Source organism: Nonomuraea sp. NPDC003201 (assembly GCF_053590415.1).
The window spans coordinates 12,682-32,689 of sequence record NZ_JBSFTC010000109.1; the positions used below are offsets into that span (position 1 = coordinate 12,682).

23 protein-coding genes are annotated in these 20,008 nt (G+C 68.5%); 19 read left to right on the plus strand and 4 right to left on the minus strand.

The annotated features are described in order from the left end of the window. The first annotated feature begins 123 nt into the window (after window positions 1-123). The 11 genes from ACWDX9_RS31355 (at window position 124) to ACWDX9_RS31405 (ending at window position 8,330) form a co-directional block, all read left to right on the plus strand. Window positions 124-546 (plus strand): hypothetical protein, encoded by a 423-nt coding sequence (locus ACWDX9_RS31355; RefSeq protein ID WP_364244761.1) that lies wholly within the window; start codon window positions 124-126, stop codon window positions 544-546. Window positions 547-613: 67 nt separating this feature from the next. Continuing rightward, on the plus strand, window positions 614-829 hold the full coding sequence (locus ACWDX9_RS31360) for an AtpZ/AtpI family protein (RefSeq protein ID WP_350730017.1): 216 nt from the start codon (window positions 614-616) through the stop codon (window positions 827-829). A 73-nt stretch (window positions 830-902) separates the two neighbouring features. Continuing rightward, window positions 903-1,703 carry a F0F1 ATP synthase subunit A gene (atpB, locus tag ACWDX9_RS31365; RefSeq protein ID WP_449960118.1) on the plus strand — a complete coding sequence of 267 codons (801 nt, stop codon included), beginning with the start codon at window positions 903-905 and terminating at the stop codon, window positions 1,701-1,703. 71 nt (window positions 1,704-1,774) lie between these two features. Then, window positions 1,775-2,005, plus strand: a complete 231-nt coding sequence (gene atpE, locus ACWDX9_RS31370) for an ATP synthase F0 subunit C (protein WP_344876161.1) — start codon at window positions 1,775-1,777, stop codon at window positions 2,003-2,005. 34 nt (window positions 2,006-2,039) lie between these two features. After that, window positions 2,040-2,588, plus strand: coding sequence for a F0F1 ATP synthase subunit B (locus tag ACWDX9_RS31375; protein ID WP_449960120.1), 549 nt, complete (start codon window positions 2,040-2,042; stop codon window positions 2,586-2,588). Next, window positions 2,588-3,397: a F0F1 ATP synthase subunit delta gene (locus ACWDX9_RS31380; protein ID WP_449960122.1), complete on the plus strand. Its 810-nt coding sequence runs from the start codon at window positions 2,588-2,590 to the stop codon at window positions 3,395-3,397. The genes ACWDX9_RS31375 and ACWDX9_RS31380 overlap by 1 nt, the downstream gene beginning before the upstream one ends. 23 nt (window positions 3,398-3,420) lie before the next feature. After that, window positions 3,421-5,070 carry a F0F1 ATP synthase subunit alpha gene (gene atpA, locus ACWDX9_RS31385; protein ID WP_355191420.1) on the plus strand — a complete coding sequence of 550 codons (1,650 nt, stop codon included), beginning with the start codon at window positions 3,421-3,423 and terminating at the stop codon, window positions 5,068-5,070. A 3-nt stretch (window positions 5,071-5,073) separates the two neighbouring features. Next, the gene (locus ACWDX9_RS31390; protein ID WP_364836587.1) at window positions 5,074-5,976 is read left to right on the plus strand and encodes a F0F1 ATP synthase subunit gamma; all 903 of its coding nucleotides are present in this window, start codon (window positions 5,074-5,076) and stop codon (window positions 5,974-5,976) included. Between the two features lies 1 nt (window position 5,977). After that, a complete protein-coding gene (gene atpD, locus ACWDX9_RS31395; RefSeq protein ID WP_319717043.1) occupies window positions 5,978-7,426 on the plus strand; it encodes a F0F1 ATP synthase subunit beta in 1,449 nt (482 codons plus the stop codon). 101 nt (window positions 7,427-7,527) lie between these two features. Next, window positions 7,528-7,929 (plus strand): F0F1 ATP synthase subunit epsilon, encoded by a 402-nt coding sequence (locus tag ACWDX9_RS31400; protein ID WP_350730028.1) that lies wholly within the window; start codon window positions 7,528-7,530, stop codon window positions 7,927-7,929. 23 nt (window positions 7,930-7,952) lie between these two features. Then, complete coding sequence (locus ACWDX9_RS31405; protein WP_364244776.1) at window positions 7,953-8,330, plus strand: DUF2550 domain-containing protein; 378 nt, start codon at window positions 7,953-7,955, stop codon at window positions 8,328-8,330. A gap of 25 nt (window positions 8,331-8,355) precedes the next feature. Here the strand turns inward: ACWDX9_RS31405 and ACWDX9_RS31410 are convergent, their stop codons facing one another. Beyond that, the gene (locus ACWDX9_RS31410) at window positions 8,356-8,946 is read right to left on the minus strand and encodes a cob(I)yrinic acid a,c-diamide adenosyltransferase (RefSeq protein WP_449960125.1); all 591 of its coding nucleotides are present in this window, start codon (window positions 8,944-8,946) and stop codon (window positions 8,356-8,358) included. 127 nt (window positions 8,947-9,073) lie between these two features. Here ACWDX9_RS31410 and ACWDX9_RS31415 point away from each other — a divergent pair, with 127 nt between their 5' ends. The 4 genes from ACWDX9_RS31415 to ACWDX9_RS31430 all read left to right on the plus strand — a co-directional run bounded on the left by ACWDX9_RS31415 (window position 9,074) and on the right by ACWDX9_RS31430 (window position 12,637). Then, window positions 9,074-9,970 (plus strand): ABC transporter ATP-binding protein, encoded by an 897-nt coding sequence (locus ACWDX9_RS31415; protein WP_449960127.1) that lies wholly within the window; start codon window positions 9,074-9,076, stop codon window positions 9,968-9,970. Further along, window positions 9,967-11,076 carry an ABC transporter permease gene (locus ACWDX9_RS31420; RefSeq protein ID WP_449960129.1) on the plus strand — a complete coding sequence of 370 codons (1,110 nt, stop codon included), beginning with the start codon at window positions 9,967-9,969 and terminating at the stop codon, window positions 11,074-11,076. The genes ACWDX9_RS31415 and ACWDX9_RS31420 overlap by 4 nt, the downstream gene beginning before the upstream one ends. Next, a complete protein-coding gene (locus ACWDX9_RS31425) occupies window positions 11,077-12,243 on the plus strand; it encodes a sensor histidine kinase (protein WP_449960131.1) in 1,167 nt (388 codons plus the stop codon). A gap of 76 nt (window positions 12,244-12,319) precedes the next feature. Then, the gene (locus ACWDX9_RS31430) at window positions 12,320-12,637 is read left to right on the plus strand and encodes an STAS domain-containing protein (RefSeq protein WP_357727580.1); all 318 of its coding nucleotides are present in this window, start codon (window positions 12,320-12,322) and stop codon (window positions 12,635-12,637) included. A gap of 104 nt (window positions 12,638-12,741) precedes the next feature. Here ACWDX9_RS31430 and ACWDX9_RS31435 read toward each other — a convergent pair whose 3' ends face one another. The 3 genes from ACWDX9_RS31435 to nucS form a co-directional block, all read right to left on the minus strand. Continuing rightward, entirely contained in the window at window positions 12,742-13,284 is a 543-nt protein-coding gene (locus tag ACWDX9_RS31435; RefSeq protein ID WP_449960133.1) for a TetR/AcrR family transcriptional regulator, read from the minus strand. A gap of 144 nt (window positions 13,285-13,428) precedes the next feature. After that, window positions 13,429-14,901, minus strand: a complete 1,473-nt coding sequence (locus tag ACWDX9_RS31440; protein WP_449960134.1) for an aldehyde dehydrogenase family protein — start codon at window positions 14,899-14,901, stop codon at window positions 13,429-13,431. Between the two features lie 123 nt (window positions 14,902-15,024). Continuing rightward, window positions 15,025-15,687, minus strand: coding sequence for an endonuclease NucS (gene nucS / locus ACWDX9_RS31445; RefSeq protein ID WP_350730045.1), 663 nt, complete (start codon window positions 15,685-15,687; stop codon window positions 15,025-15,027). Between the two features lie 36 nt (window positions 15,688-15,723). Between nucS and ACWDX9_RS31450 the strand changes: the two genes are divergently transcribed. The 4 genes from ACWDX9_RS31450 to ACWDX9_RS31465 all read left to right on the plus strand — a co-directional run. After that, entirely contained in the window at window positions 15,724-17,169 is a 1,446-nt protein-coding gene (locus ACWDX9_RS31450; RefSeq protein ID WP_449960136.1) for a 3-hydroxyacyl-CoA dehydrogenase family protein, read from the plus strand. After that, on the plus strand, window positions 17,166-17,456 hold the full coding sequence (locus ACWDX9_RS31455) for an ATP/GTP-binding protein (protein ID WP_192790585.1): 291 nt from the start codon (window positions 17,166-17,168) through the stop codon (window positions 17,454-17,456). The genes ACWDX9_RS31450 and ACWDX9_RS31455 overlap by 4 nt, the downstream gene beginning before the upstream one ends. A 14-nt stretch (window positions 17,457-17,470) precedes the next feature. After that, window positions 17,471-18,175, plus strand: coding sequence for an alpha/beta hydrolase (locus tag ACWDX9_RS31460; RefSeq protein WP_449960138.1), 705 nt, complete (start codon window positions 17,471-17,473; stop codon window positions 18,173-18,175). 235 nt (window positions 18,176-18,410) lie between these two features. After that, window positions 18,411-20,008 (plus strand): DNRLRE domain-containing protein (locus ACWDX9_RS31465; protein WP_449960140.1); only part of this gene is annotated, 1,598 nt, incomplete at its 3' end.

Here is a 20,008-nt window from a genome sequence, read left to right on the forward strand (position 1 = left end):
CTAGAAACGGCAGGTAAAAGCGGTCTTCCGTGAGCTTGTGATATCTTTCACGAGCAGGGACTCCAGACCCACCGGTTCTGGAGGTAGCAAACGCTCGCTTGATAACTTGTTGATGGAGCACCGATGCAGGCCAACGACGTGCGCGTACTCAAGAGCGCCGCGATTCCGACCTTCGCGGTTGGGGTGGTCGCCGTGGCTGTGTCGCTCCTGACGATTGGCGGCAAGGGAGCACTGGGCGCCGCGATCGGCACCTTGCTCGTCGGGGTTTTCTTCAGTATCAGCGTGGTAGCGGTGTCCTATGCCGCTCGGGTCTCCCCCCAGATGATGGCGATCGCGGCGATGGTCAGCTACCTCGTCAAGGTCGTCGCCATCATGGTGGTGCTGGCCTCGTTCCGCGACACCACGGTCTGGAACACCCAGGCGTTCGCCTGGACCGTCGTGGTCTGCACCCTTGTCTGGACCGGTTTCGAAGTACGTGCCTTCATGAAGACCAAGATCCTCTATGTCGACCCCGAAGCCGGGGTCCCGGGGAAGGGCGATTCATGACGGCAGGTAAAACGGGCGGGGTCCGATATGACTAGTCCGCTACTTGCCTGCTATCGTCAAGGCCGCGATGAGCGCACAGGAACGCCGACCCGAAAAGGACGGTCGCGACTTCGCCGATGCCATGTGGTCAGTCCCGAGCTACTTGATCGCCGGGATGGCCATCTACGGAGGCGCCGGCTGGTTGCTGGACCGGTGGTTGGACATGTCCGCGTTCTTCCCCATAGGCATCGTCCTGGGGCTGGTGCTCGGTGGCTACCTGGCATACCGGAAGTTCGGTCGCTAGCCCATACGGCAGTAGATCGCTTCGCTGAGGAAAACCCTTGTGATCCACACTACGACGTTGAAGGGAACGCCGCGTGATTGCGCTGACGGTCCTCGCTCCTCCTGAAGACCAGTTCCGGGCCCCAACGCCTGACGAGCTGTTCAACTCCTTTACCCCGATCATTCCGGGGGTCGACTGGTTCACCAAGCCGGTTCTCCTCGCCATCCTCAGCGCGGTCCTGGTGATCGGCTTCTGCTGGGCCGCCTTCGCCAACCCCAAGATCGTCCCAAGGGGTGTGCAGAACGTCGCCGAGTACGGCTACATGTTCGTCCGCGACCAGGTCGCCCGGCCCTTCCTGGGCAAGGACGCCGACCGGTGGATGGGCCTGCTGCTGACGCTGTTCTTCCTGGTCTTCGTCTGGAACATCATGGGCGTCATCCCGATCCTCCAGTTCCCGGTGGCCTCGCACATCGCCTTCCCGATCGTCCTCGCGGGCTCGATCTACGTGCTCAAGGTCTACCTGGGCATGAAGCACCAGGGCCCGATCGGCTACTTCAAGAACCTGATGTTCCCGCCGGGACTGCCCAAGCCGATCTACCTGCTGCTCTCGCCGATCGAGTTCCTGTCGAACCTGATCATCGCGCCGTTCACGCACGCGGTCCGACTCTTCGCGAACATGTTCGCCGGTCACATGCTGCTGGCGTTCTTCAGCATGGTCGGCTTCTGGTTCCTGTTCGAGAAGCTGACGCCGCTCGGCGCCGGGGTGGGCGTGATCGGCGTGGTCATGACCATCATCTTCACGGCCTTCGAGATGTTCATCCAGTTCCTGCAGGCGTTCCTCTTCGCGATGCTGGCCTCGATGTACATCGGCGGCTCCCTGCACGCAGAGCACTGAGATCCACGTACCGGAATATCCATGACCGGTGAGACTCCGCTTCACCGGCCGTCCAGTAAAGGAATACAGCAATGAGCGTTCTCGCTGAGGTCTCCGGCAACGTCACCGCCATCGGTTACGGTCTCGCCGCCATCGGCCCCGGCATCGGCGTCGGCATCATCTTCGGTCAGGGCGTGCAGGCCATCGCGCGTCAGCCCGAGGCTTACGGCCTGATTCGCCAGAACATGCTCCTCGGCTTCGTTCTCACCGAGGCCCTCGCCCTGCTCGGTCTGGTCGCGCCGTTCATCTTCGCGAACATCTAAGGCCAGAAGAAACCCCTGACGAAAGGCTGCAACCATGACTAAGGCAGCTACGCTCCTCGCGGCGGAGGAGGGCGCTAACCCGCTCATTCCGCACACTTTCGAGCTCGTCGTCGGCATCTTCTCGTTCCTCGTCGTCCTCGTCGTCGTCGGCAAGATCCTCGTCCCGCGTATCCAGAAGACGCTGGGCGAGCGCACCGACGCCATCGAGGGTGGCATCAAGAGAGCCGAGGAGGCCCAGGCCGAGGCGCAGGCACTGCAGCAGCAGTACCGCGACCGGCTGGCCGAGGCCAGGCACGAGGCGGCCCGGCTGCGCGAGGAAGCTCGCGAGCAGGCCGCGCAGATCAAGGCCGAGCTCCGCGAGGAGGCGCAGGCCGAGGCCCGCCGTCTCGTCGAGGCCGCGCACGCGCAGATCGAGGCGGACCGCCAGGCGGCCTTCGCCCAGCTCCGCACCGAGATCGGCCGTCTGTCGACCGAACTGGCCGGCCGCATCGTCGGCGAGTCCCTCGAGGACGAGGTCCGGCAGAGCCGCATCGTCGACCGGTTCCTCGACGAGCTCGAGTCCACGCCGCAGGCGGTGCGCTAATGCGAGGTCTGAGCAGGACGTCGCTGGCAGAGGTCGAAGAGCGGTTCAACGCGGTCGCCGGCAGTGCCGACCTCGGGACGCTCTCCGACGAGCTGTTCGCGATCGCCGATCTGCTCGACCGCGAACACGGCCTGCGCCGGGCGCTGTCCGACCCGGCCAGGCCCGGCGAGCAGAAGGCGGCCACCGTGCGCGCGCTGCTCGCGGGCAAGGTCAGCGAGGCCGCGATCGCCACGACCGAGGCCGCGGTCTCGGTCCGGTGGTCGCGGGCCGGTGACCTGGCCGACGCGATCGAGCGGCTCGGCGTCGTCGCCGCGGCCGCGGAGGCGGAGAGCCAGTCCAGGCTCGACGACGTGGAGGACGAGCTCTTCCGCTTCGGCCGCATCGTCGCCGCCAACCCCGATCTGCGTCGCGCGCTCGCCGACCCGGCCGCGCCGGAGGCGGGCAAGGAGCAGCTGCTCGGCGACCTGATCGGCAGGAAGGTCGCTCCGACCAGCCTGCGCCTGCTCAAGCAGGTTGCGGTGCATCCGCGTGGGCGTAGCCTGGAGTCGGGCCTGGAGGAGTTCATCCAGCTCGTGGCCCAGCAGCGCCAGCGCCTCGTGGCGGTGGTACGTAGCGCGGTCGAGCTGACCGAGGCGCAGAAGCAGCGCCTCAAGGCGTGGTTGAGCGCCTCCTACGGCCGTGACGTGCACCTGAACGTCGAGGTGGACAAGCGAGTGCTCGGTGGGTTCTCGGTCCGCATCGGCGACGAGATCATCGACACCACCATTGTGGGACGAATCGAAGAAGTCCGCCGCCGGTTGGCCGGCTAGGCGAATAGGGAGACAGAGTAGAGATGGCGGAGCTTACGATCCGGCCGGACGAGATCCGGGACGCGCTTGAGCGCTTCGTCCAGGCGTACGAACCGGAAGGCGCCGCGCGCGAGGAGATCGGGACCGTCGTCGACGCCGGCGACGGCATTGCCCATGTCTCCGGCCTTCCCTCGGCGATGGCGAACGAACTGCTCGAGTTCGAGGACGGCACGCGCGGCCTGGCGCTTAACCTCGACACCCGCGAGATCGGTGTCGTTATCCTGGGCGACTTCAGCAAGATCGAGGAAGGCCAGACGGTCCGCCGGACGGGCGAGGTCCTGTCCGTGCCCGTCGGCGACAACTTCCTCGGCCGCGTGGTCGACCCCCTGGGCATCCCGCTCGACGGCAAGGGCGCCATCGAGGCCGAGGCCGTTCGCGCCCTCGAGCTTCAGGCCCCCACCGTCGTCCAGCGGCAGCCCGTGAAGGAGTCGCTGGCGACCGGCATCAAGGCGATCGACGCCATGACCGCGATCGGCCGTGGTCAGCGCCAGCTGATCATCGGTGACCGTGGCACCGGCAAGACCGCGATCGCCGTCGACACCATCCTCAACCAGCGCGAGAACTGGGCCTCCGGTGATCCCACCAAGCAGGTCCGCTGCGTCTACGTCGCGGTCGGCCAGAAGGGCTCGACCATCGCGCAGGTGCGCGCCCGGCTGGAGGAGGCCGGCGCGATGGAGTACACCACCATCGTCGCCGCTCCCGCCTCCGACCCCGCTGGTTACAAGTACATCGCGCCCTACGCCGGCTCGGCGATCGGTCAGCACTGGATGTACCAGGGCAAGCACGTCCTGATCGTCTTCGACGACCTGACCAAGCAGGCGGACGCGTACCGCGCCGTCTCCCTGCTGCTGCGCCGTCCGCCGGGCCGTGAGGCCTTCCCCGGCGACGTCTTCTACCTCCACTCCCGTCTGCTGGAGCGCTGCGCCAAGCTCTCCGACGACATGGGTGCCGGCTCCATGACCGGCCTGCCGGTCATCGAGACCAAGGGCAACGACGTCTCGGCGTTCATCCCGACCAACGTCATCTCCATCACCGACGGCCAGGTCTTCCTCGAGACCGACCTGTTCAACGCCGGTGTGCGGCCCGCCATCAACGTCGGCGTCTCGGTCTCCCGAGTCGGCGGCTCCGCGCAGGCCAAGGCCATGCGCAAGGTCGCGGGCACGCTGCGTCTGTCGCTGTCGCAGTACCGTGACCTGGAGGCCTTCGCGGCCTTCGCCTCCGACCTGGACGCCGCGTCCAAGGCTCAGCTGGAGCGCGGTCAGCGGCTGGTCGAGCTGCTCAAGCAGCCCCAGTACAGCCCGTTCTCGCTGGAGCGCGAGGTGGCCTCGATCTGGGCGGGCACCACGGGCGAGCTGGACGACGTGCCGATCGAGGACGTCCGTCGCTTCGAGTCGGAGTTCCTGGACTTCATCCAGGCCTCGCACAAGGGCATCTTCGACACCATCCGTGAGACCAGGGACCTGTCCGACGACACGGTGACCGCTCTGAAGGACGCTGTCACGGACTTCAAGAAGAGCTTCACCACCTCTTCGGGCGAGCTGCTGGTCAAGGACGAGCCGGTGGCGCCGCTGGGCGCCGAAGAGGTCGGCCAGGAGAAGATCAAGAAGGTCGTCCGGCCGGCGGAGAAGAAGTAGGACATGGGTGCCCAGCTAAGGCTGCTGCGGCGGCGGATCAGCTCGGTCAAGTCGACCGCGAAGATCACGCGCGCCCAGGAGCTCATCGCCTCCTCGCGGATCGTGAAGGCGCAGCTGCGGATGCAGGCGGCGCTGCCGTACGAGCGTGAGATCACTCGCGCCGTCACCGGCGTCGTCAGCAACGCGGCCAGCGTCGACCATCCGCTGACCGTGGCGAAGGAGAACCCCACCAAGGCGGGCGTCCTCATCGTCACCAGCGACAGCGGTTTCTGCGGCGGCTTCAACGCCAACGTGCTGCGCGAGGCCGAGGCCCTGCGCGGACTGCTGGAGACCCGCGGTCTCAACGTGATCCCGTTCGTCACCGGGCGCAAGGGTGTCACCTGGCACTCCTTCCGCGGCCGCGACATGGGCGGGCAGTGGGTCGGCTTCTCCAGGAACCCGGCCTACGCCGACGCCAAGGAGATCGCGCAGACGCTGATCGACTCGTTCAAGGACGAGAACGGGATCGACGAGATCCACATCGTCTCGACCGAGTTCGTCTCGATGCTGACCCAGAACGTCGTGGTCAAGCGTGTTCTGCCGCTGGAGGTCGAGGAGACCGAGGCGACGGAGACGACCGCGATCCCGCCGTACTTCGAGTTCGAGCCGACCGCTGCCGACGTGCTGGAGTCGCTCCTGCCGCGTTACGTGGAGTCGCGCATCTTCACGGCTCTGCTGCAGTCCGCGGCCTCCGAGGAGGCCGCGCGGCGGCGCGCGATGAAGTCCGCGACAGACAACGCCAACGAGCTGATGCGGGTGCTCACCCAGCAGATGAACCAGGCTCGCCAGGCTGAGATCACCCAGGAAATCAGCGAGATCGTCGGTGGCGCCAACGCGCTCGCTGACGCCGCAGCGGGGAAAGAGTGAAATGACTGCAGAGGCTGTTGAAACTGTAGAGGCCGCGGCGGCCGGCACAGGCCGCGTGGCACGTGTCACCGGCGCCGTCGTCGACGTGGAGTTCCCCGTCGAGGCGATGCCGGAGATCTATAACGCGCTCAAGGTCGAGGTGACCCTCGGCGAGGAGACCAAGACCCTGACCCTGGAGGTCGCCCAGCACCTGGGTGACAACCTGGTCCGGACCATCTCGATGCAGCCGACCGACGGCCTGGTCCGCGGCCAGGCGGTGCAGGACACCGGCGCCCCGATCTCGGTGCCGGTCGGCGACGTCGTCAAGGGCCACGTGTGGAACGCGCTGGGCGAGACGCTCGACGTGCCGACCGCGTCGCTCAAGATCGAGGAGCGGTGGGGCATCCACCGTCCGTCGCCGCCGTTCGACCAGCTCGAGTCCCGTACCGAGCTGCTCGTCACGGGCATCAAGGTCATCGACCTGCTCACCCCGTACGTGCAGGGTGGGAAGATCGGTCTGTTCGGCGGCGCCGGCGTGGGCAAGACCGTTCTGATCCAGGAGATGATCCGCCGCGTCGCCCGTAACTTCGGTGGCACCTCGTGCTTCGCCGGTGTCGGCGAGCGCACCCGTGAGGGCAACGACCTCTGGCTGGAGATGGAGGAGGCGGACGTCCTCAAGGACACCGCGCTCGTCTTCGGTCAGATGGACGAGCCGCCGGGCACCCGTCTGCGGGTCGCCCTGTCGGCGCTGACCATGGCGGAGTACTTCCGCGACGTGCAGAAGCAGGACGTGTTGCTCTTCATCGACAACATCTTCCGCTTCACGCAGGCCGGTTCCGAGGTCTCCACGCTGCTCGGCCGTATGCCGTCCGCCGTGGGTTACCAGCCCACGCTGGCCGACGAGATGGGTGTGCTCCAGGAGCGCATCACCTCGACGCGCGGTCACTCGATCACCTCCATGCAGGCGATCTACGTGCCCGCGGACGACATCACCGACCCGGCCCCGCACAACGCGTTCGCGCACCTCGACGCGCAGACCGTTCTCTCGCGGCCGATCTCGGAGAAGGGCATCTACCCCGCGGTGGACCCGCTCGACTCCACCTCCCGGATCCTCGACCCGCAGATCGTGGGCGAGGAGCACTACCGGGTGGCCCAGGAGACCAAGCGGATCCTGCAGAAGTACCGCGAGCTCCAGGACATCATCGCGATCCTCGGTATCGACGAGCTGTCCGAGGAGGACAAGGTCACCGTCCAGCGGGCCCGCCGCATCGAGCGCTTCCTGTCGCACCCGATGTACGCGGCCGAGGCCTTCACCGGCCAGCCGGGCGAGACCGTTCCGCTGGACGAGACCATCGCCTCCTTCAAGGGCCTGTGCGCGGGTGAGTACGACCACCTTCCCGAGCAGGCGTTCTTCATGGTCGGTGGCATCGAGCAGGCCGTGGCCAAGGCCAAGGAACTCGAGCGTAGTTAATCGCCCTGCAGCGGGTCGTCTTCGGCGGCCCGCTGCACCTACGGTGGTGCTTTGGGGTAGGAACGGGGCACCACCACCAGATCGGAAAGGAACCTACACAAGTGGCGAAGCTACGCGTAGGGGTTGTCTCACCCGAGCGTGAGATCTGGTCGGGCGAGGCCGACATGGTGATTGCCAAGACCGTGGACGGCGAGATCGGTATTATGCCGCAACACGCACCTGTGCTCGGCGTCCTCGTCGAGGGCGGCGTGCTTCGCGTGAAGCGGGAGGGCGAAGGCGACCTCGTGGCGGCCGTGCACGGCGGTTTCATCTCCGTGGCCGACGACGAGGTGTCGGTGCTCGCCGAGGTGGCCGAGCTCGGTTCCGAGGTCGACGTCGCGGCTGCACGTGACGCTCTCGATCGGGCTCAGGCCTCGATCGAGGCCGACCAGGAAGACGCCGACGCGGCGATCGAGGCCAAGCGTGCCAGGGCCCGGCTCCGCGCGGCAGGCGAAGAGGTTTAACAGACCAGGCTCTTGGGGGCGGCATGGCTACGACGGTTCTGATTCTCGTATTGTTTGCCGCCCTCATCGTCCTGCGCGGGGTCACGCTGGCCCGTTCCAGGGGAAGTGTGCCCTGTCGGCTGCGGGAGGGCGACCGGGGCTGGCAGAGCGGGGTAGCCCGCTACGCCGACGGGGAGCTCCACTGGATCCCGCTCCTGGGTGTGCGACTGAGGCCGCGCCACGCTATCGCGAGGCGCGGCCTCGTCGTTTCCGCCCGTCGCGAGATCGACGGCGGCCTTTACGCGGTCGACTGCGGCGGCACCACCCGCGGGATCTCGCTCGCGATGAGCGCCGACGCGATGACGGGCTTCCTCGCGTGGCTGGAGTCCGCGCCGCCCAGCGCCTACCTGGACGTCGCCTAGCCCGATCGAGGGCAGGCCGCGCGTCTCAGCGGGTGCCGCCGGGCTTCCAGAGGATCTCCTCGCCCGCGTGGGCGACCCTGCAGGCGATGAAGAGCAGGTCCGACAGGCGGTTGAGGTATTTCGCGGTCAGCGCGTTCATGTCGTCGTGCGCCTGCAGGGCCGCCCACGTCGACCGCTCGGCTCTGCGGACGGTGACCCTGGCCACGTGGAGCGCGGCCGTCGCGGGGTCGCCGCCGGGCAGCACGAAGCTGCGCAGGGGCTTGAGATCGGCGTTGAACCGGTCGCACTGCTCTTCCAGCCAGTCGATGTACGACTGCTCCACCCGCAGCGGCGGGAACTCCGGGTTCTCCACCACCGGCGTGGCCAGGTCCGCCCCCACGTCGAACAGCTCGTTCTGGACGCGGGCGAGCACCTCGACGAGGCCCGCGGGCAGCGTGCGGAACGAGAGCGCGAGCCCCAGATGGGCGTTGGCCTCCTCCACGTCGGCGTAGGCGGCCAGCCGCGGATCGGTCTTGGACGCCCGGCTCATGTCGCTCAGCGAGGTGGTGCCGTCGTCGCCGGCCCGGGTGTAGATCCGGGAGAGAACGACCGGTTTGTCCTTGTCGGCGCGCGTCATGGCTTCAGATTAATGACAAATGTCATCCGGAAGGGACGCGGGATCCATGTCGGGCCGGTGATTTACACGACTAGCAGGGCGAACGCCTCCAAAGCCACGATTTACCCATGACGAAGGAGATGACCTGATGCTCGAGATCAGCGAGCTGCGCAAGCGCTTCGCGGGCGGCCCCGAGTCCCCCGGCGGGAAGGTCGCACTGGACGGCATCAGCTTCACCGTACGGCCTGGCGAGATGTTCGGCTTCGTGGGCGCGAACGGCGCCGGCAAGACGACGACCATGCGCATCGTGATGGGCGTGCTCCAGGCCGACTCGGGCTCGGTGAGCTGGCAGGGCAGGCCGCTCGGCTACGACGACCGGCGGCGCTTCGGCTACATGCCGGAGGAGCGGGGGCTGTACCAGAAGATGCGGGTCGCTGAGCAGATCGAGTATTTCGGCCGTCTGCACGGTCTGAGCGCGCATGCCGCGAAGCAGGCCACCGACGACCTGCTGGAGCGGCTCGGGCTCACCGAGCGCAGGGGAGACGCGGTGCAGGCGCTCTCGCTGGGCAACCAGCAGCGCGTGCAGCTCGCGGTGGCGCTGGTGCACGACCCCGAGGTGCTGGTGCTGGACGAGCCGTTCTCGGGGCTGGACCCGATCGCGGTGGACGCGCTGGCCACGGCGCTGCAGGAGCGCTGCCGGGGCGGCGTGCCGGTGATCTTCTCCAGCCACCAGCTGGAGCTCGTCGAGCGGCTGTGCGACTCGGTGGGCATCGTCTCGGCCGGCCGCATGGTGGCCACCGGCACGGTGTCCGACCTGCGGGCGGCCGAGGGTGACACGCTGCGCGTGGTCGTCCGCGACCCGTCCCCCGGCTGGGCGGACGGCCTGCCGGGCACGGTCACCGTGAACGGCGACCGGCACGTCCTGCACACCACGGACGGCGACGACCAGGAGATCCTGCGCCGCGCGATGAAGGCGGGGCACGTCGAGCACTTCGGGGTCGAGCAGCCGACCCTCACCGAGATCTTCAAGGAGGCCGTGGCGTGAACGGACTGATGCTGGTCGCCCGGCGGGAGATCACCACGCAGGTGCGGACCAAGGCGTTCGCGATCGGCCTGCTCATCACGGCCGTGCTGGTGGCGGCGGTGACCTTCGCACCCAAGATCTTCGGCGGGCCGGACGAGTACACGCTCGGCACCGTCAACTCCCAGCAGCTCCCGCTGAAGGCCGCCGCGCCGGACGCGCAGATCGAGTGGCGCAGCTTCCCCGACGAGGCCGCCGCCAAGAAGGCCGTGCTCGACGGGGACGTGGACGCGGTGCTGGTCGACGGCACCCGGGTGCTCACGGACGGCGAGATCGACAGCCAGCTCGGCGTGCTCCTGCAGAGCGTCAACCGCGAGGTGAAGCTGGGCGCCGCGGGCATGTCGATCCCGCCGCTGAAGATGGAGTCCGTCGGCGCCGACACCCGCTACGAGTCCGCCCGCGCCGGGATCGCCGTGGTTCTCGTCCTCGTGCTCTTCATGCTGCTCATGGGTCAGGTCATGATGGTGGCCATGGGCGTGGTGGAGGAGAAGGGCAGCAGGATCGTGGAGATCCTGCTCTCCACGATCCGGCCGTGGCAGCTGCTCGGCGGCAAGATCATCGGGCTGGGCGTGCTCGGCCTGATCAACCTGGTCACGATCCTGGCCGTCGGCCTGGCCGCGTCCGCGGCCTCCGGGATCGCCTCCGACTTCCCGCCCGGGCTTCCGGGGCTGGTGGTGGGCGTGCTGGTGTGGTTCGTGCTCGGGTACGCCTTCTTCGCCACGCTGGCGGCCGCCCTCGCCTCGCTGGTCTCGCGCCAGGAGGAGGTGAGCAGCGTGATGACGCCGCTGACCATGCTCATCATGGTCACGTACTTCGTGGCCTTCTACGCCACCAACGACCCGACGGGCACGCTGGCCACGGTCCTGTCGTACATACCGCCGTTCTCCGCCATGATCATGCCGGTGCGGATGGCGGCGACCGAGGTGCCGATGTGGCAGGTCGCGCTGTCGATGGGGGCCATGGCGCTGGCCGTGCTCGCGGTCCTGGGCTTCGGCGCCAAGATCTACGAGCGCGCCGTGCTCCGGACGGGGGCCCGGCTCAAGCTCGCCGACGTGCTGCGCGCGGGCTAGATGGACGCGATCAAGCGGGCGCGGCGCCTCACCTGGAAAGTGCTCCTCTCGAACTTCGTCGCGGTGTGGCTGCTGGTCATCATGGCCTCGGTGGTCGCCTTCGGGGAGGGGAGGCTCCAGTGGTGGCGGGCCGTGCCCGCTGTGATCGCCCTGATCTGTTTCACCTGGCTCTGCCCGCGCATCATCAGCGCGGCGCTGGACCGCCGCTACCCCACCCGCGAGGTGGTGCTGGCGGGGGTCTTCGCCGTGGTCGCGGCGGCGCTGGGCGGGGGCGAGCCGTTCGGCTGGGGCTTCGTGCTCGTCTGCTGGCTGGGCCTGGCCACGCTCCAGGTCCCCAGGCGCACGGTCTATCTGGTGGCCGTCGGCACGTGGGCGGCGGGCGTCGGGATCGGCGTGCCGGCCCTGGCGCTCGGGGCGGCCAGCATGGGCTCGGAGCTGAGCATCGGTCAGGCGCTGGTCATCTACATGGTCATGTACGCCGTCTGGTGCGCGATCATGCCGCCGTCCAACCGGATGTGGATGTGGATCTGGTCGCTCGCCGTACAGGCTCATGAGGGCCGCGAGGCGCACACGCGGCTGGCGCTGGCCGAGGAGCGGCTGCGCTTCGCCAGGGACCTGCACGACCTGGTCGGCCACCAGCTGTCCGCCATCGCCGTCAAGACCGAGCTGGCCGTACGGCTGTCGGACGTGGACGCCGACGCGGCCAAGGCCGAGATGACCGAGGTCAACGCGCTGACCAGGAAGGCGCTCAGGGAGCTGCGGCAGGCCGTGCGCGGTTACCGCGAGCTTGACTTGGGCGCCGAGCTGAATAGCGTGAAAAGCGTGCTCGAAGCGGCCGGGGTCCGCTGCGAGGTGCACCTGCCCTACCGGGAGCTGCCCGACGGAGTGGCGCCGGTGTTCGCGTACGCGGTCCGCGAGGCGGTGACCAACGTGCTCAAGCACAGCACCGCGACGTTCTGCGACATCTCGATCCGCTTCACGGCGCAGGAGGCGGAGCTGAGCGTCCGCAACGACGGGGTGCAGCGGCGGCGGGCCGCCGACCTCGGGAGCGGGCTGACGGGCATGGGGGAGCGCCTGGCCGCCGTGGGCGGGAAGCTGAGCGCCCATCCGACGGAAGGCGGAGAGTTCATCCTGACCGCAGTCGTGTCACTTCCGCTGGGTGGGTAGGGGAGAGAACACGGGTTCACCTCTCTGAACGCTCCGCGTGCGGAGGTGACTACACCGTGTTGATTGAGGAGGTGGCATGCGCGTCCGGGGCAATCCGAGTGCCCAGGTGGTGCGGATCGGCGCCAGACTCGACGCCGGCACGTCGGCCGGTGTGCGGGAGCGCCTGCACAAGGCTCTCGATTCCGGTGAAGGCGACCTGATCCTGGATCTCTCCCGGCTGGAGATGATCGACGCGACCGGCCTCGGAGTGCTGGTGGGCTCGCATCGGCGCGCGCTCAGCGTGCAGCGCCGCCTCGTTCTTCGGGGGGTGCCCCCGCGGATCATGCGGATACTCGCGGTGACCCGGCTGAATCGGGTGCTGCACATGGAGGTTCCCGCAGCCGCGGTGGCCTGAAGTGACATATCGGGAGCGGGCAACGATCAGCCGTTGCCCGCTCTTTTATTGAGTGCCGCAAAATGGTGATTCCGGGCCGTCCATTATGAATGGCCGGCGAATGGTCACGGCGTGCCGAGGCTGCGGATGAAGATGTGCACGGCCACGTCGGCGAGTTCGTCGATCGGCGGTTGCTCGTCCGAGTGCAGCCACTCGATGAGTAACTCTTGTAGCGCTCCAATTACTCCGAGTGCCACCAGCCGCCGATTCAGTCCTGCGGCCTGGGGGAAATCGGCCGACGCCTCCTCGACCAGCCGCGCGAACGCGTCCACCGCGCGTTGACGGGACAGGGTCAGGACATCTCCTGATCGGCGAACCTCAACATGCATGATGCGGGCCCGCCGCCAGTCCGCCGTGGTGAACTCGATATAGGCGCGAATCCCCGCCTTGACTCGATCGTCAAGCGTCTTCGACGCCTCCTGGACCGCTTTGGCCACCACGGCCAGGCTTTCTTCCACGCAGCGCTCGTGCAGCGCCTGGAGGAGTTCCTCGCGTCCACCGAAACATTCGTAGAAGGCGCGGTTGGAGATCCGCGCCTCCGAGCACAGCCTTTCGATGGTCGTCGCCGTGAACCCCGGCTTCGCGTATAGCGTGTAGGCGGCCGTCATCAGCCGCTCCCGTCTGTCTGCCAGCCTTTGCTCAGCTGACATTCCCCGGTAAGACCGGTTCACATTCCACCCGTCCAACATGATCGTGGCCCCCAGAGCACACAATTATGGACGGATGATCCGTTTTGGGAAAGGGTAAGAAGATTATCTTTTACGTCGCCCATGCAAGAAGGTCACGAGCCTGATCAGCCGCTCAAGCTCGGAGGGCCCTCGGGTGAACGAGGTCAGGTTCATCCCCGGCATCGCGAAGCGCTGGCGGGAGATCGCTTTGGGCCTGGCGAACTCGCGTAGACCGTCGGCCCCGTGGATCCGTCCGAACCCCGAGTCTCCCACTCCGCCGAAGGGCAGCGCAGGCACTCCCGCGAATGAGATGACCGAATTGATGGCGGTCATCCCGGTACGCATCCTGCGGGCCAGCTCCATCGCCCTGCGCGCGTTCCCGGAGAAAACCGTCCCGCCCAGGCCGTACGCGGAGGCGTTGGCCAGCTCCAGGGCCTCCTGGGCGTCGCGGGTGCGGCGGACGGTGATCGTCGGGCCGAACGTCTCCTCGCGCACCGCGGGTGAGTCCTCCGGCACGTCCTCGACGATCACGGGCTCCACGTAGGGAGCGCGAACGGAGTCGGGGCCACCGGTCACGATTTTTCCGGACTTGGTGGCGTCGTCGATGTGCCGCCGGATGATGTCCACCTGGCCCGGCATCGTGATCGGGCCGTAGTCCTCGCCGGCCCTCACCTTTGTCGCCCGGTCGGACAGCTCGCGCATGAAACGTTCATAGACGGCATCGACGACGTAGACGCGTTCGACGCCCACGCAGGTCTGGCCGGCGTTGGACATCGCGCCCCACAGGCAGGCGTCGGCGGCCCTGGCGAGGTCGGCGTCGGCGTCCACGATGAACGCGTCCTTGCCGCCGCACTCGGCCACGATGGGCGTCAGGTTCTCGGCGCAGGCCGCCATGACCCGCTTGGCGGTGGCGGTCGAGCCGGTGAACGCCACCTTCCCGACCCTCGGATCGGCGGCCAGCGCGGCCCCGGTCTCGCCCAGCCCGGTCACGGCCTGGAAAACGGGATGCTCGGGCACCGACTCGGCGAACAGCTCGGCCAGCCGCACGCCGATGCCCGGGGTGAGCTCGCTGGGCTTGAACACCACGGCGTTGCCGGCGGCGAGGGCGTAGGCGATGGAGCCCATGGGGGTGAAGACCGGGTAGTTCCACGGGCCGATCACCCCGACCACGCCGAGGGGGAGGTATTCGAGGGTGGCGGCCAGGTTGAGGCCGATCATGCCGGTGCTCACCCGGCGGCGGCCCAGCACCTTGCGGGCGTTGCGGGCGGCCCAGTCGAGGTGGGTGATCGCCAGCACGATCTCCAGCGTCGCGTCACCCACCGGCTTGCCCGTCTCCTCGTGCACGAGCCCGCTCAGCTCTCTCAGGTGCCGGGTGAGGACGGCCTTGTAGTCGAGCAGCCGCTGCCTGCGCGCGGCGTGGCCGAGCCCGGCCCACCAGGCCGCCGCCTCGGCCGCGTGACCAACGGCCGCGTGCACGGCGTCGGGGCCCTGCCGGGGATGGGTGCCGACGACCTCACCGGTCGCCGGGTTGAGCGAGTCGAACGTGAGCGTCGTCATGACGTCACGATAGTCCGGTAAGCCATCGCTTACTAGGGAGCCCTCCGCAGTGGGCGATCGCGCGGAGTGCTGTCTCGCCATTGGCGAGCCGGGCCCCATTCGTGTGAACATGTGAGTTCGGCGCTAGAAGAGAGTCGGATTCTCCGGCTCGATGCCGCGCAGCCCGTCGTAGTCGAGGGTGACGCAGTCGATGCCGCGGTCCGTGGCGAGCACGCGCGCCTGCGGCTTGATCTCCTGCGCCGCGAAGACGCCGCGCACGGGCGCCAGCAGCGGGTCGCGGTTGAGCAGCTCCAGATAGCGCGTGAGCTGCTCGACGCCGTCGATCTCCCCCCGCCGCTTGATCTCCACCGCCACGGTCGCCCCCAGGGCGTCCCGGCACAGGATGTCCACCGGCCCGATCGCCGTCATGTACTCGCGCCGGATCAGCGAGTAGCCGTCCCCCAGCGTCGTGATGTGCTCGGCGAGCAGCTCCTGGAGATGAGCCTCCACGCCGTCCTTGATCAGCCCGGGATCGACGCCCAGCTCGTGGCTGGAGTCGTGAAGGATCTCCTCCATCGTCAGGACCAGCTTCTCGCCGGTCTTGCCGTGGGTGACGGTCCAGGTGCCGTCGTCCTCCTTGAGCTTGCACGGCGGGTTCATCCAGTTGAGCGGCTTGAAGGCGCGGTCGTCGGCGTGAATGCTCACGCTCCCGTCCGCCTTGATCAACACGAGTCGGGGCGCCATGGGGAGGTGCGCCGTGAGCCGTCCGATGTAATCCACGCTGCATCGCGCGATGACCAGCCGCATGACGCCCCACCTTAGCGGCTCTGGAAAACTGGACGCATGGCGTTCGAACGGGTGGGAGTGGTCGGGCTCGGCACGATGGGAGCCGGGATCGCCGAGGTGTTCGCGCGGGCCGGCCTGCGCGTGATCGGGGTCGAGGCCGACGCCGAGGCGCTGGCCAGGGGTCGCGGGCATCTCGAGCGCTCCACCGGCAAGGCCGTCGACAAGGGCAAGCTGGCCCCCGGGCAGCGTGACGAGATCCTCGGCCGCATCACGCTGACCACCTCGCGCGAGGACCTGCGGGACGTCGATCTGGTGGTGGAGGCGATCCCCGAGATCCTCGACTACAAGATCGCGCTGTTCAAGGACCTCGACCGGATCTGCGAGCCCGGGACCGTCCTGGCCACCAACTCCTCCTCGCTGTCCGTCACTGCCATCGCCGCCGCCACCGGCCGCCCTGGGCAGGTCGTGGGGATGCACTTCTTCAACCCGGCGCCGGTGATGAAGCTGGTCGAGGTCGTGGGGACGGTGGTGACCGCGCCCGGCCTCGTGGCGGACGTCGCGGCGCTGGCGGGCAGGCTGGGCAAGACGGCCGTGCCGGTGGGCGACCGGGCCGGGTTCGTGGTCAACCGGCTGCTCCTGCCCTACCTCAACCAGGCCGCGGTGCTCATGGAGCTGGGCGTGGCCGGGCGCGACGACATCGACGCCGCGATGAAGCTGGGCGTGGGGCTGCCGATGGGGCCGTTCACGCTGCTCGACCTGATCGGCCTCGACACCGCGTACGAGGTGATGGGGGTGCTGTTCGACGAGACGCGCGACCGGCGGCACGCGCCCGCGCCGCTGCTGCGCGAGCTGGTCACGGCCGGGCTGCTGGGTCGCAAGTCGGGCCGGGGCTTCTACGGCGACCCGCCGCGCGAGGAGCCGGCGAAGTCGAGGCTGGGCACGTTCGGCGTGGCCGGGGCCGGCGGCGACGGGCTGGCGGAGCGGCTGCGGGCGGCCGGGTTCAAGGAGTCCGAGGACCCCGACGTCGTGCTGCGCCTGGCCGACCGTCCCGTGATCGAGCACGCCGTACGCCTCCCCGACCCCGCCAGGATGGTCGGCGTGCACCTCGTCGGCGACCAGGTGGCCGAGCTGGCCGCCACGGTGCTGACCTCGGAGGAGGCCGCGAGCGCCGCCAGGGACCTGGTGAAGATCGCCGGGCTGGCGCCGGTGCCGTGCAAGGACCGGGCGGGGTTCGTGGTCGACGCCCTGCTGTTCCCCTACCTCAACGACGCCGTGCGGATGCACGACTCCGGGTACGCCTCGATCGACGATATCGACGCGGCCATGCGCCTGGGCTGCGGCTATCCCGCCGGGCCGTTCGAGATGCTGGAGTCGCTGGGCCTGGCGAAGGTCCGCGACGGGCTGAGAGCCCTCTACGCCGAATACCGCGAGCCCGCCTTCGCGCCCGCCCCTCTGCTCGACCAGCTCGTCACCGCCGGCGTCAGCCGATTCCCGCGTCCATGAGCCCTCGCCGCGCCCGCCGCAGGGAGTCCTCCCGTCCCTTCGGCTTCCCGACCGGGCTGGACAAAGTGGAGGAATGGCCCGACGGCGAGTGGAAGGTACGCATGCTCACCGGCGCCTCCTCGACCAAGAACTACCGATGTCCGGGCTGCGACCAGGAGATCCGCAGCGGCCAGTCGCACCTCGTCGCCTGGCCCAACTGGCCGGGAGGCGACGAGGAGCGCCGTCACTGGCACACCGCCTGCTGGCGCAAGAGACTCGACCGCGGCCCCGGCCGCACCCGTTATTGAAGGGAACCCCCGAAGTGGAGATTCGCGCGGCCACCGTGCTGCCCGCCCGGCGCGAGCCGATCGAGCTGGAGACGGGCGACGGCCTGACCCTGGTCGGGGAGCTGGCGCTGCCCCTCGACCGTCCCCCCGTCGCGACGCTGGTGACGCTGCACCCGCTGCCCACCCACGGCGGGTTCATGGACAGCCACGTCTACAAGAAGGCCGCCAACCGGCTGCCCGCCCTCGCCGACCTGGCCGTGCTGCGCTTCAACACCCGGGGCACGTCCTCCGAGCGCGGCACCTCGGAGGGGACGTTCGACGGGGGAGAGGGCGAGCGGTTCGACGTGGCGGCGGCGCTGGAGTACGCCGAGTACCACGACCTGCCCCAGGTGTGGGTGGTCGGCTGGTCGTTCGGCACGGAGCTGACGCTGAAGTGGGCGCACGACCCGCTGGTGGAGGGCGCGATCCTGCTCTCGCCCCCGCTGCACCGGGCCACCGACCACGACCTGGACGCCTGGGCGCGGTTCGGCCGGCCGCTGACGGTGCTGGTGCCCGAGTTCGACGACTACCTGCGGCCCGAGGAGGCCCGCGCGAGGTTCGCGAGAGTGCCGCAGGCCGAGGTCCTCGGGGTGGACGGGGCCAAGCACCTGTGGGTGGGGGAGCCGTACGTCCGCATCGTGCTGAACGAGATCGTCAAGCGGGTCAATCCGGCCGCATCGCCGCTGCCCACGGACGTCTGATGCGCCATGACGGAAATTTCCGGACAAATCAGGTTTATGAAGGAAATTTGAGCAGAATGAGCAAAACTCTAGACCTCTCGTGTTGTCAGAGTGAAAATCCGATCGTCAACAGAAGATCGTGGAGACGCCGGGTGGGTATGCCTTCCCGCGCGTAATCCCTGCTCACCATGGGTGAGGACGTATGCGGGCAGTTCGTGGGTTGGTTGCGACGGCGTTAGCTATCACGATCTTGGCGGTGCCCGACCCGGTGCCCGCCGTCGCGGCGAAGACAGTGGAACCACCGCAGACCGTCCAACCGGTCGAGGACTCCGCGCTCGCCCTCGCCCGCAGCGCGGGCAAGCCGGTCGAGGTGGAGACGCAGCGCAGCGAGACCCGCCAGCTCTGGGCCAAGCCCGACGGCACGTTCACCCTGGAGCAGTACGTCCGCCCGGTGCGCGTGCGCAAGGCCGGCGGCTGGGTCCCGGTGGACACCACGCTCCGCCTGCGCCCGGACGGCGCGGTCGAGACGGTCGCCACGGCGGCCGACCTGACCTTCTCCGGCGGCGGCACCGGCCCGCTGGCCAAGCTGTCGCGCGGCGCCAAGTCCCTGGAGCTGGGCTGGCAGGGCACCCTGCCCAAGCCCACGCTGAACGGCGACACCGCCACCTACCCCGAGGTCATGCCGGGCGTGGACCTCCAGGTCACCGCGGACGTGGACGGCTTCTCCCACATCCTGGTGGTCAAGTCCCGGGCCGCCGCGGCGGGCCTCACGGAGCTCGCCTACCCCCTCTCGGTCGAGGGCCTGTCGTTGAAGTCGGACCAGGCGGGCAACCTGGAGGCCGTGGACGAGGGCGGCGGCACGATCTTCATCGCGCCCACCCCGAAGATGTGGGACTCCAAGGGCATCGCGAGCCCGCAGGCGCTCAAGGAGGGCCGCTCCCCGGAGGCGCGCGAGGCGACGATGGGCGTGGCGCTGTCGGGCAGGAAGCTGCTGCTGCGGCCGGACCGGAAGATGCTGGAGGACGAGAAGACCCAGTTCCCCGTCTACCTGGACCCGTACTTCTCGGCCGCCCGCGGCTCGTGGACGGCGGTCTGGAAGAACTGGCCCAGCTCCAACTACCTCAACTCCAGCGACGTCGCCCGCGTCGGCAAGATCAGCTCCACCCAGACGAACCGCTCGTTCTTCCAGATGGCCACCGGCGCCACCATCCACGGCAAGCAGATCATCAAGGCCACGCTGCGCACCTACGAGACGTGGTCGTACTCCTGCAGCGCCCGCAAGGTGGAGGCCTGGGGGACCGGCGCGATCAGCAAGAGCACCACCTGGAACAACCCGCCGGCGAAGACCAGGTTGCTCTCCACGGTGAACGTGGCCAAGGGCTATGGCACGGGGTCCTGCGCGCCGGGCGGCGTGGAGTTCGACATCACGTCGTGGGCCGCCGACGCCGCCGCCAAGAAGTGGAACACCATGACCGTCGGTCTCTACGCCACCAGCGAGACCGACCTGTACGCCTGGAAGAAGTTCAAGAACAACCCGGTCGCCGTCATCGAGTACAACTCGATCCCGTCCGACCCGGTCGCCGCCGACGCCTGGTCGGACCCGGGCGGTCCCTGCGTCTCCGGTGACGGGCGGCCGGTCATCAGCACGGCCACCCCCAAGCTGTGGGCCAAGCTCAAGGACGTCGACAACTCGGTCAAGGGCCGCTTCGAGTGGTACAACGCCGCCGGGACGAAGACCGGCGAGTACGTCACCGCGACCGGTTCGTCCGGCTCCGCCTACTACGCGACGATCCCGCTCAGCCTGTACGCGGACGGCGCGCTGATCCGCTGGCGCGTCCGGGCCGAGGACGGCAA

What these genes read in the sequence shown, in the direction of transcription:
- ACWDX9_RS31355 (WP_364244761.1), top strand. Translation starts at nt 124, where the DNA reads ATGCAGGCCAACGACGTGCGCGTACTCAAGAGCGCCGCGATTCCGACC.
- ACWDX9_RS31360 (WP_350730017.1), top strand. Translation starts at nt 614, where the DNA reads ATGAGCGCACAGGAACGCCGACCCGAAAAGGACGGTCGCGACTTCGCC.
- atpE (WP_344876161.1), top strand. Translation starts at nt 1,775, where the DNA reads ATGAGCGTTCTCGCTGAGGTCTCCGGCAACGTCACCGCCATCGGTTAC.
- ACWDX9_RS31375 (WP_449960120.1), top strand. Translation starts at nt 2,040, where the DNA reads ATGACTAAGGCAGCTACGCTCCTCGCGGCGGAGGAGGGCGCTAACCCG.
- ACWDX9_RS31380 (WP_449960122.1), top strand. Translation starts at nt 2,588, where the DNA reads ATGCGAGGTCTGAGCAGGACGTCGCTGGCAGAGGTCGAAGAGCGGTTC.
- atpA (WP_355191420.1), top strand. Translation starts at nt 3,421, where the DNA reads ATGGCGGAGCTTACGATCCGGCCGGACGAGATCCGGGACGCGCTTGAG.
- ACWDX9_RS31390 (WP_364836587.1), top strand. Translation starts at nt 5,074, where the DNA reads ATGGGTGCCCAGCTAAGGCTGCTGCGGCGGCGGATCAGCTCGGTCAAG.
- atpD (WP_319717043.1), top strand. Translation starts at nt 5,978, where the DNA reads ATGACTGCAGAGGCTGTTGAAACTGTAGAGGCCGCGGCGGCCGGCACA.
- ACWDX9_RS31405 (WP_364244776.1), top strand. Translation starts at nt 7,953, where the DNA reads ATGGCTACGACGGTTCTGATTCTCGTATTGTTTGCCGCCCTCATCGTC.
- ACWDX9_RS31410 (WP_449960125.1), bottom strand. Translation starts at nt 8,946, where the DNA reads ATGACGCGCGCCGACAAGGACAAACCGGTCGTTCTCTCCCGGATCTAC.
- ACWDX9_RS31415 (WP_449960127.1), top strand. Translation starts at nt 9,074, where the DNA reads ATGCTCGAGATCAGCGAGCTGCGCAAGCGCTTCGCGGGCGGCCCCGAG.
- ACWDX9_RS31425 (WP_449960131.1), top strand. Translation starts at nt 11,077, where the DNA reads ATGGACGCGATCAAGCGGGCGCGGCGCCTCACCTGGAAAGTGCTCCTC.
- ACWDX9_RS31430 (WP_357727580.1), top strand. Translation starts at nt 12,320, where the DNA reads ATGCGCGTCCGGGGCAATCCGAGTGCCCAGGTGGTGCGGATCGGCGCC.
- ACWDX9_RS31435 (WP_449960133.1), bottom strand. Translation starts at nt 13,284, where the DNA reads ATGACGGCCGCCTACACGCTATACGCGAAGCCGGGGTTCACGGCGACG.
- ACWDX9_RS31440 (WP_449960134.1), bottom strand. Translation starts at nt 14,901, where the DNA reads ATGACGACGCTCACGTTCGACTCGCTCAACCCGGCGACCGGTGAGGTC.
- nucS (WP_350730045.1), bottom strand. Translation starts at nt 15,687, where the DNA reads ATGCGGCTGGTCATCGCGCGATGCAGCGTGGATTACATCGGACGGCTC.
- ACWDX9_RS31450 (WP_449960136.1), top strand. Translation starts at nt 15,724, where the DNA reads ATGGCGTTCGAACGGGTGGGAGTGGTCGGGCTCGGCACGATGGGAGCC.
- ACWDX9_RS31455 (WP_192790585.1), top strand. Translation starts at nt 17,166, where the DNA reads ATGAGCCCTCGCCGCGCCCGCCGCAGGGAGTCCTCCCGTCCCTTCGGC.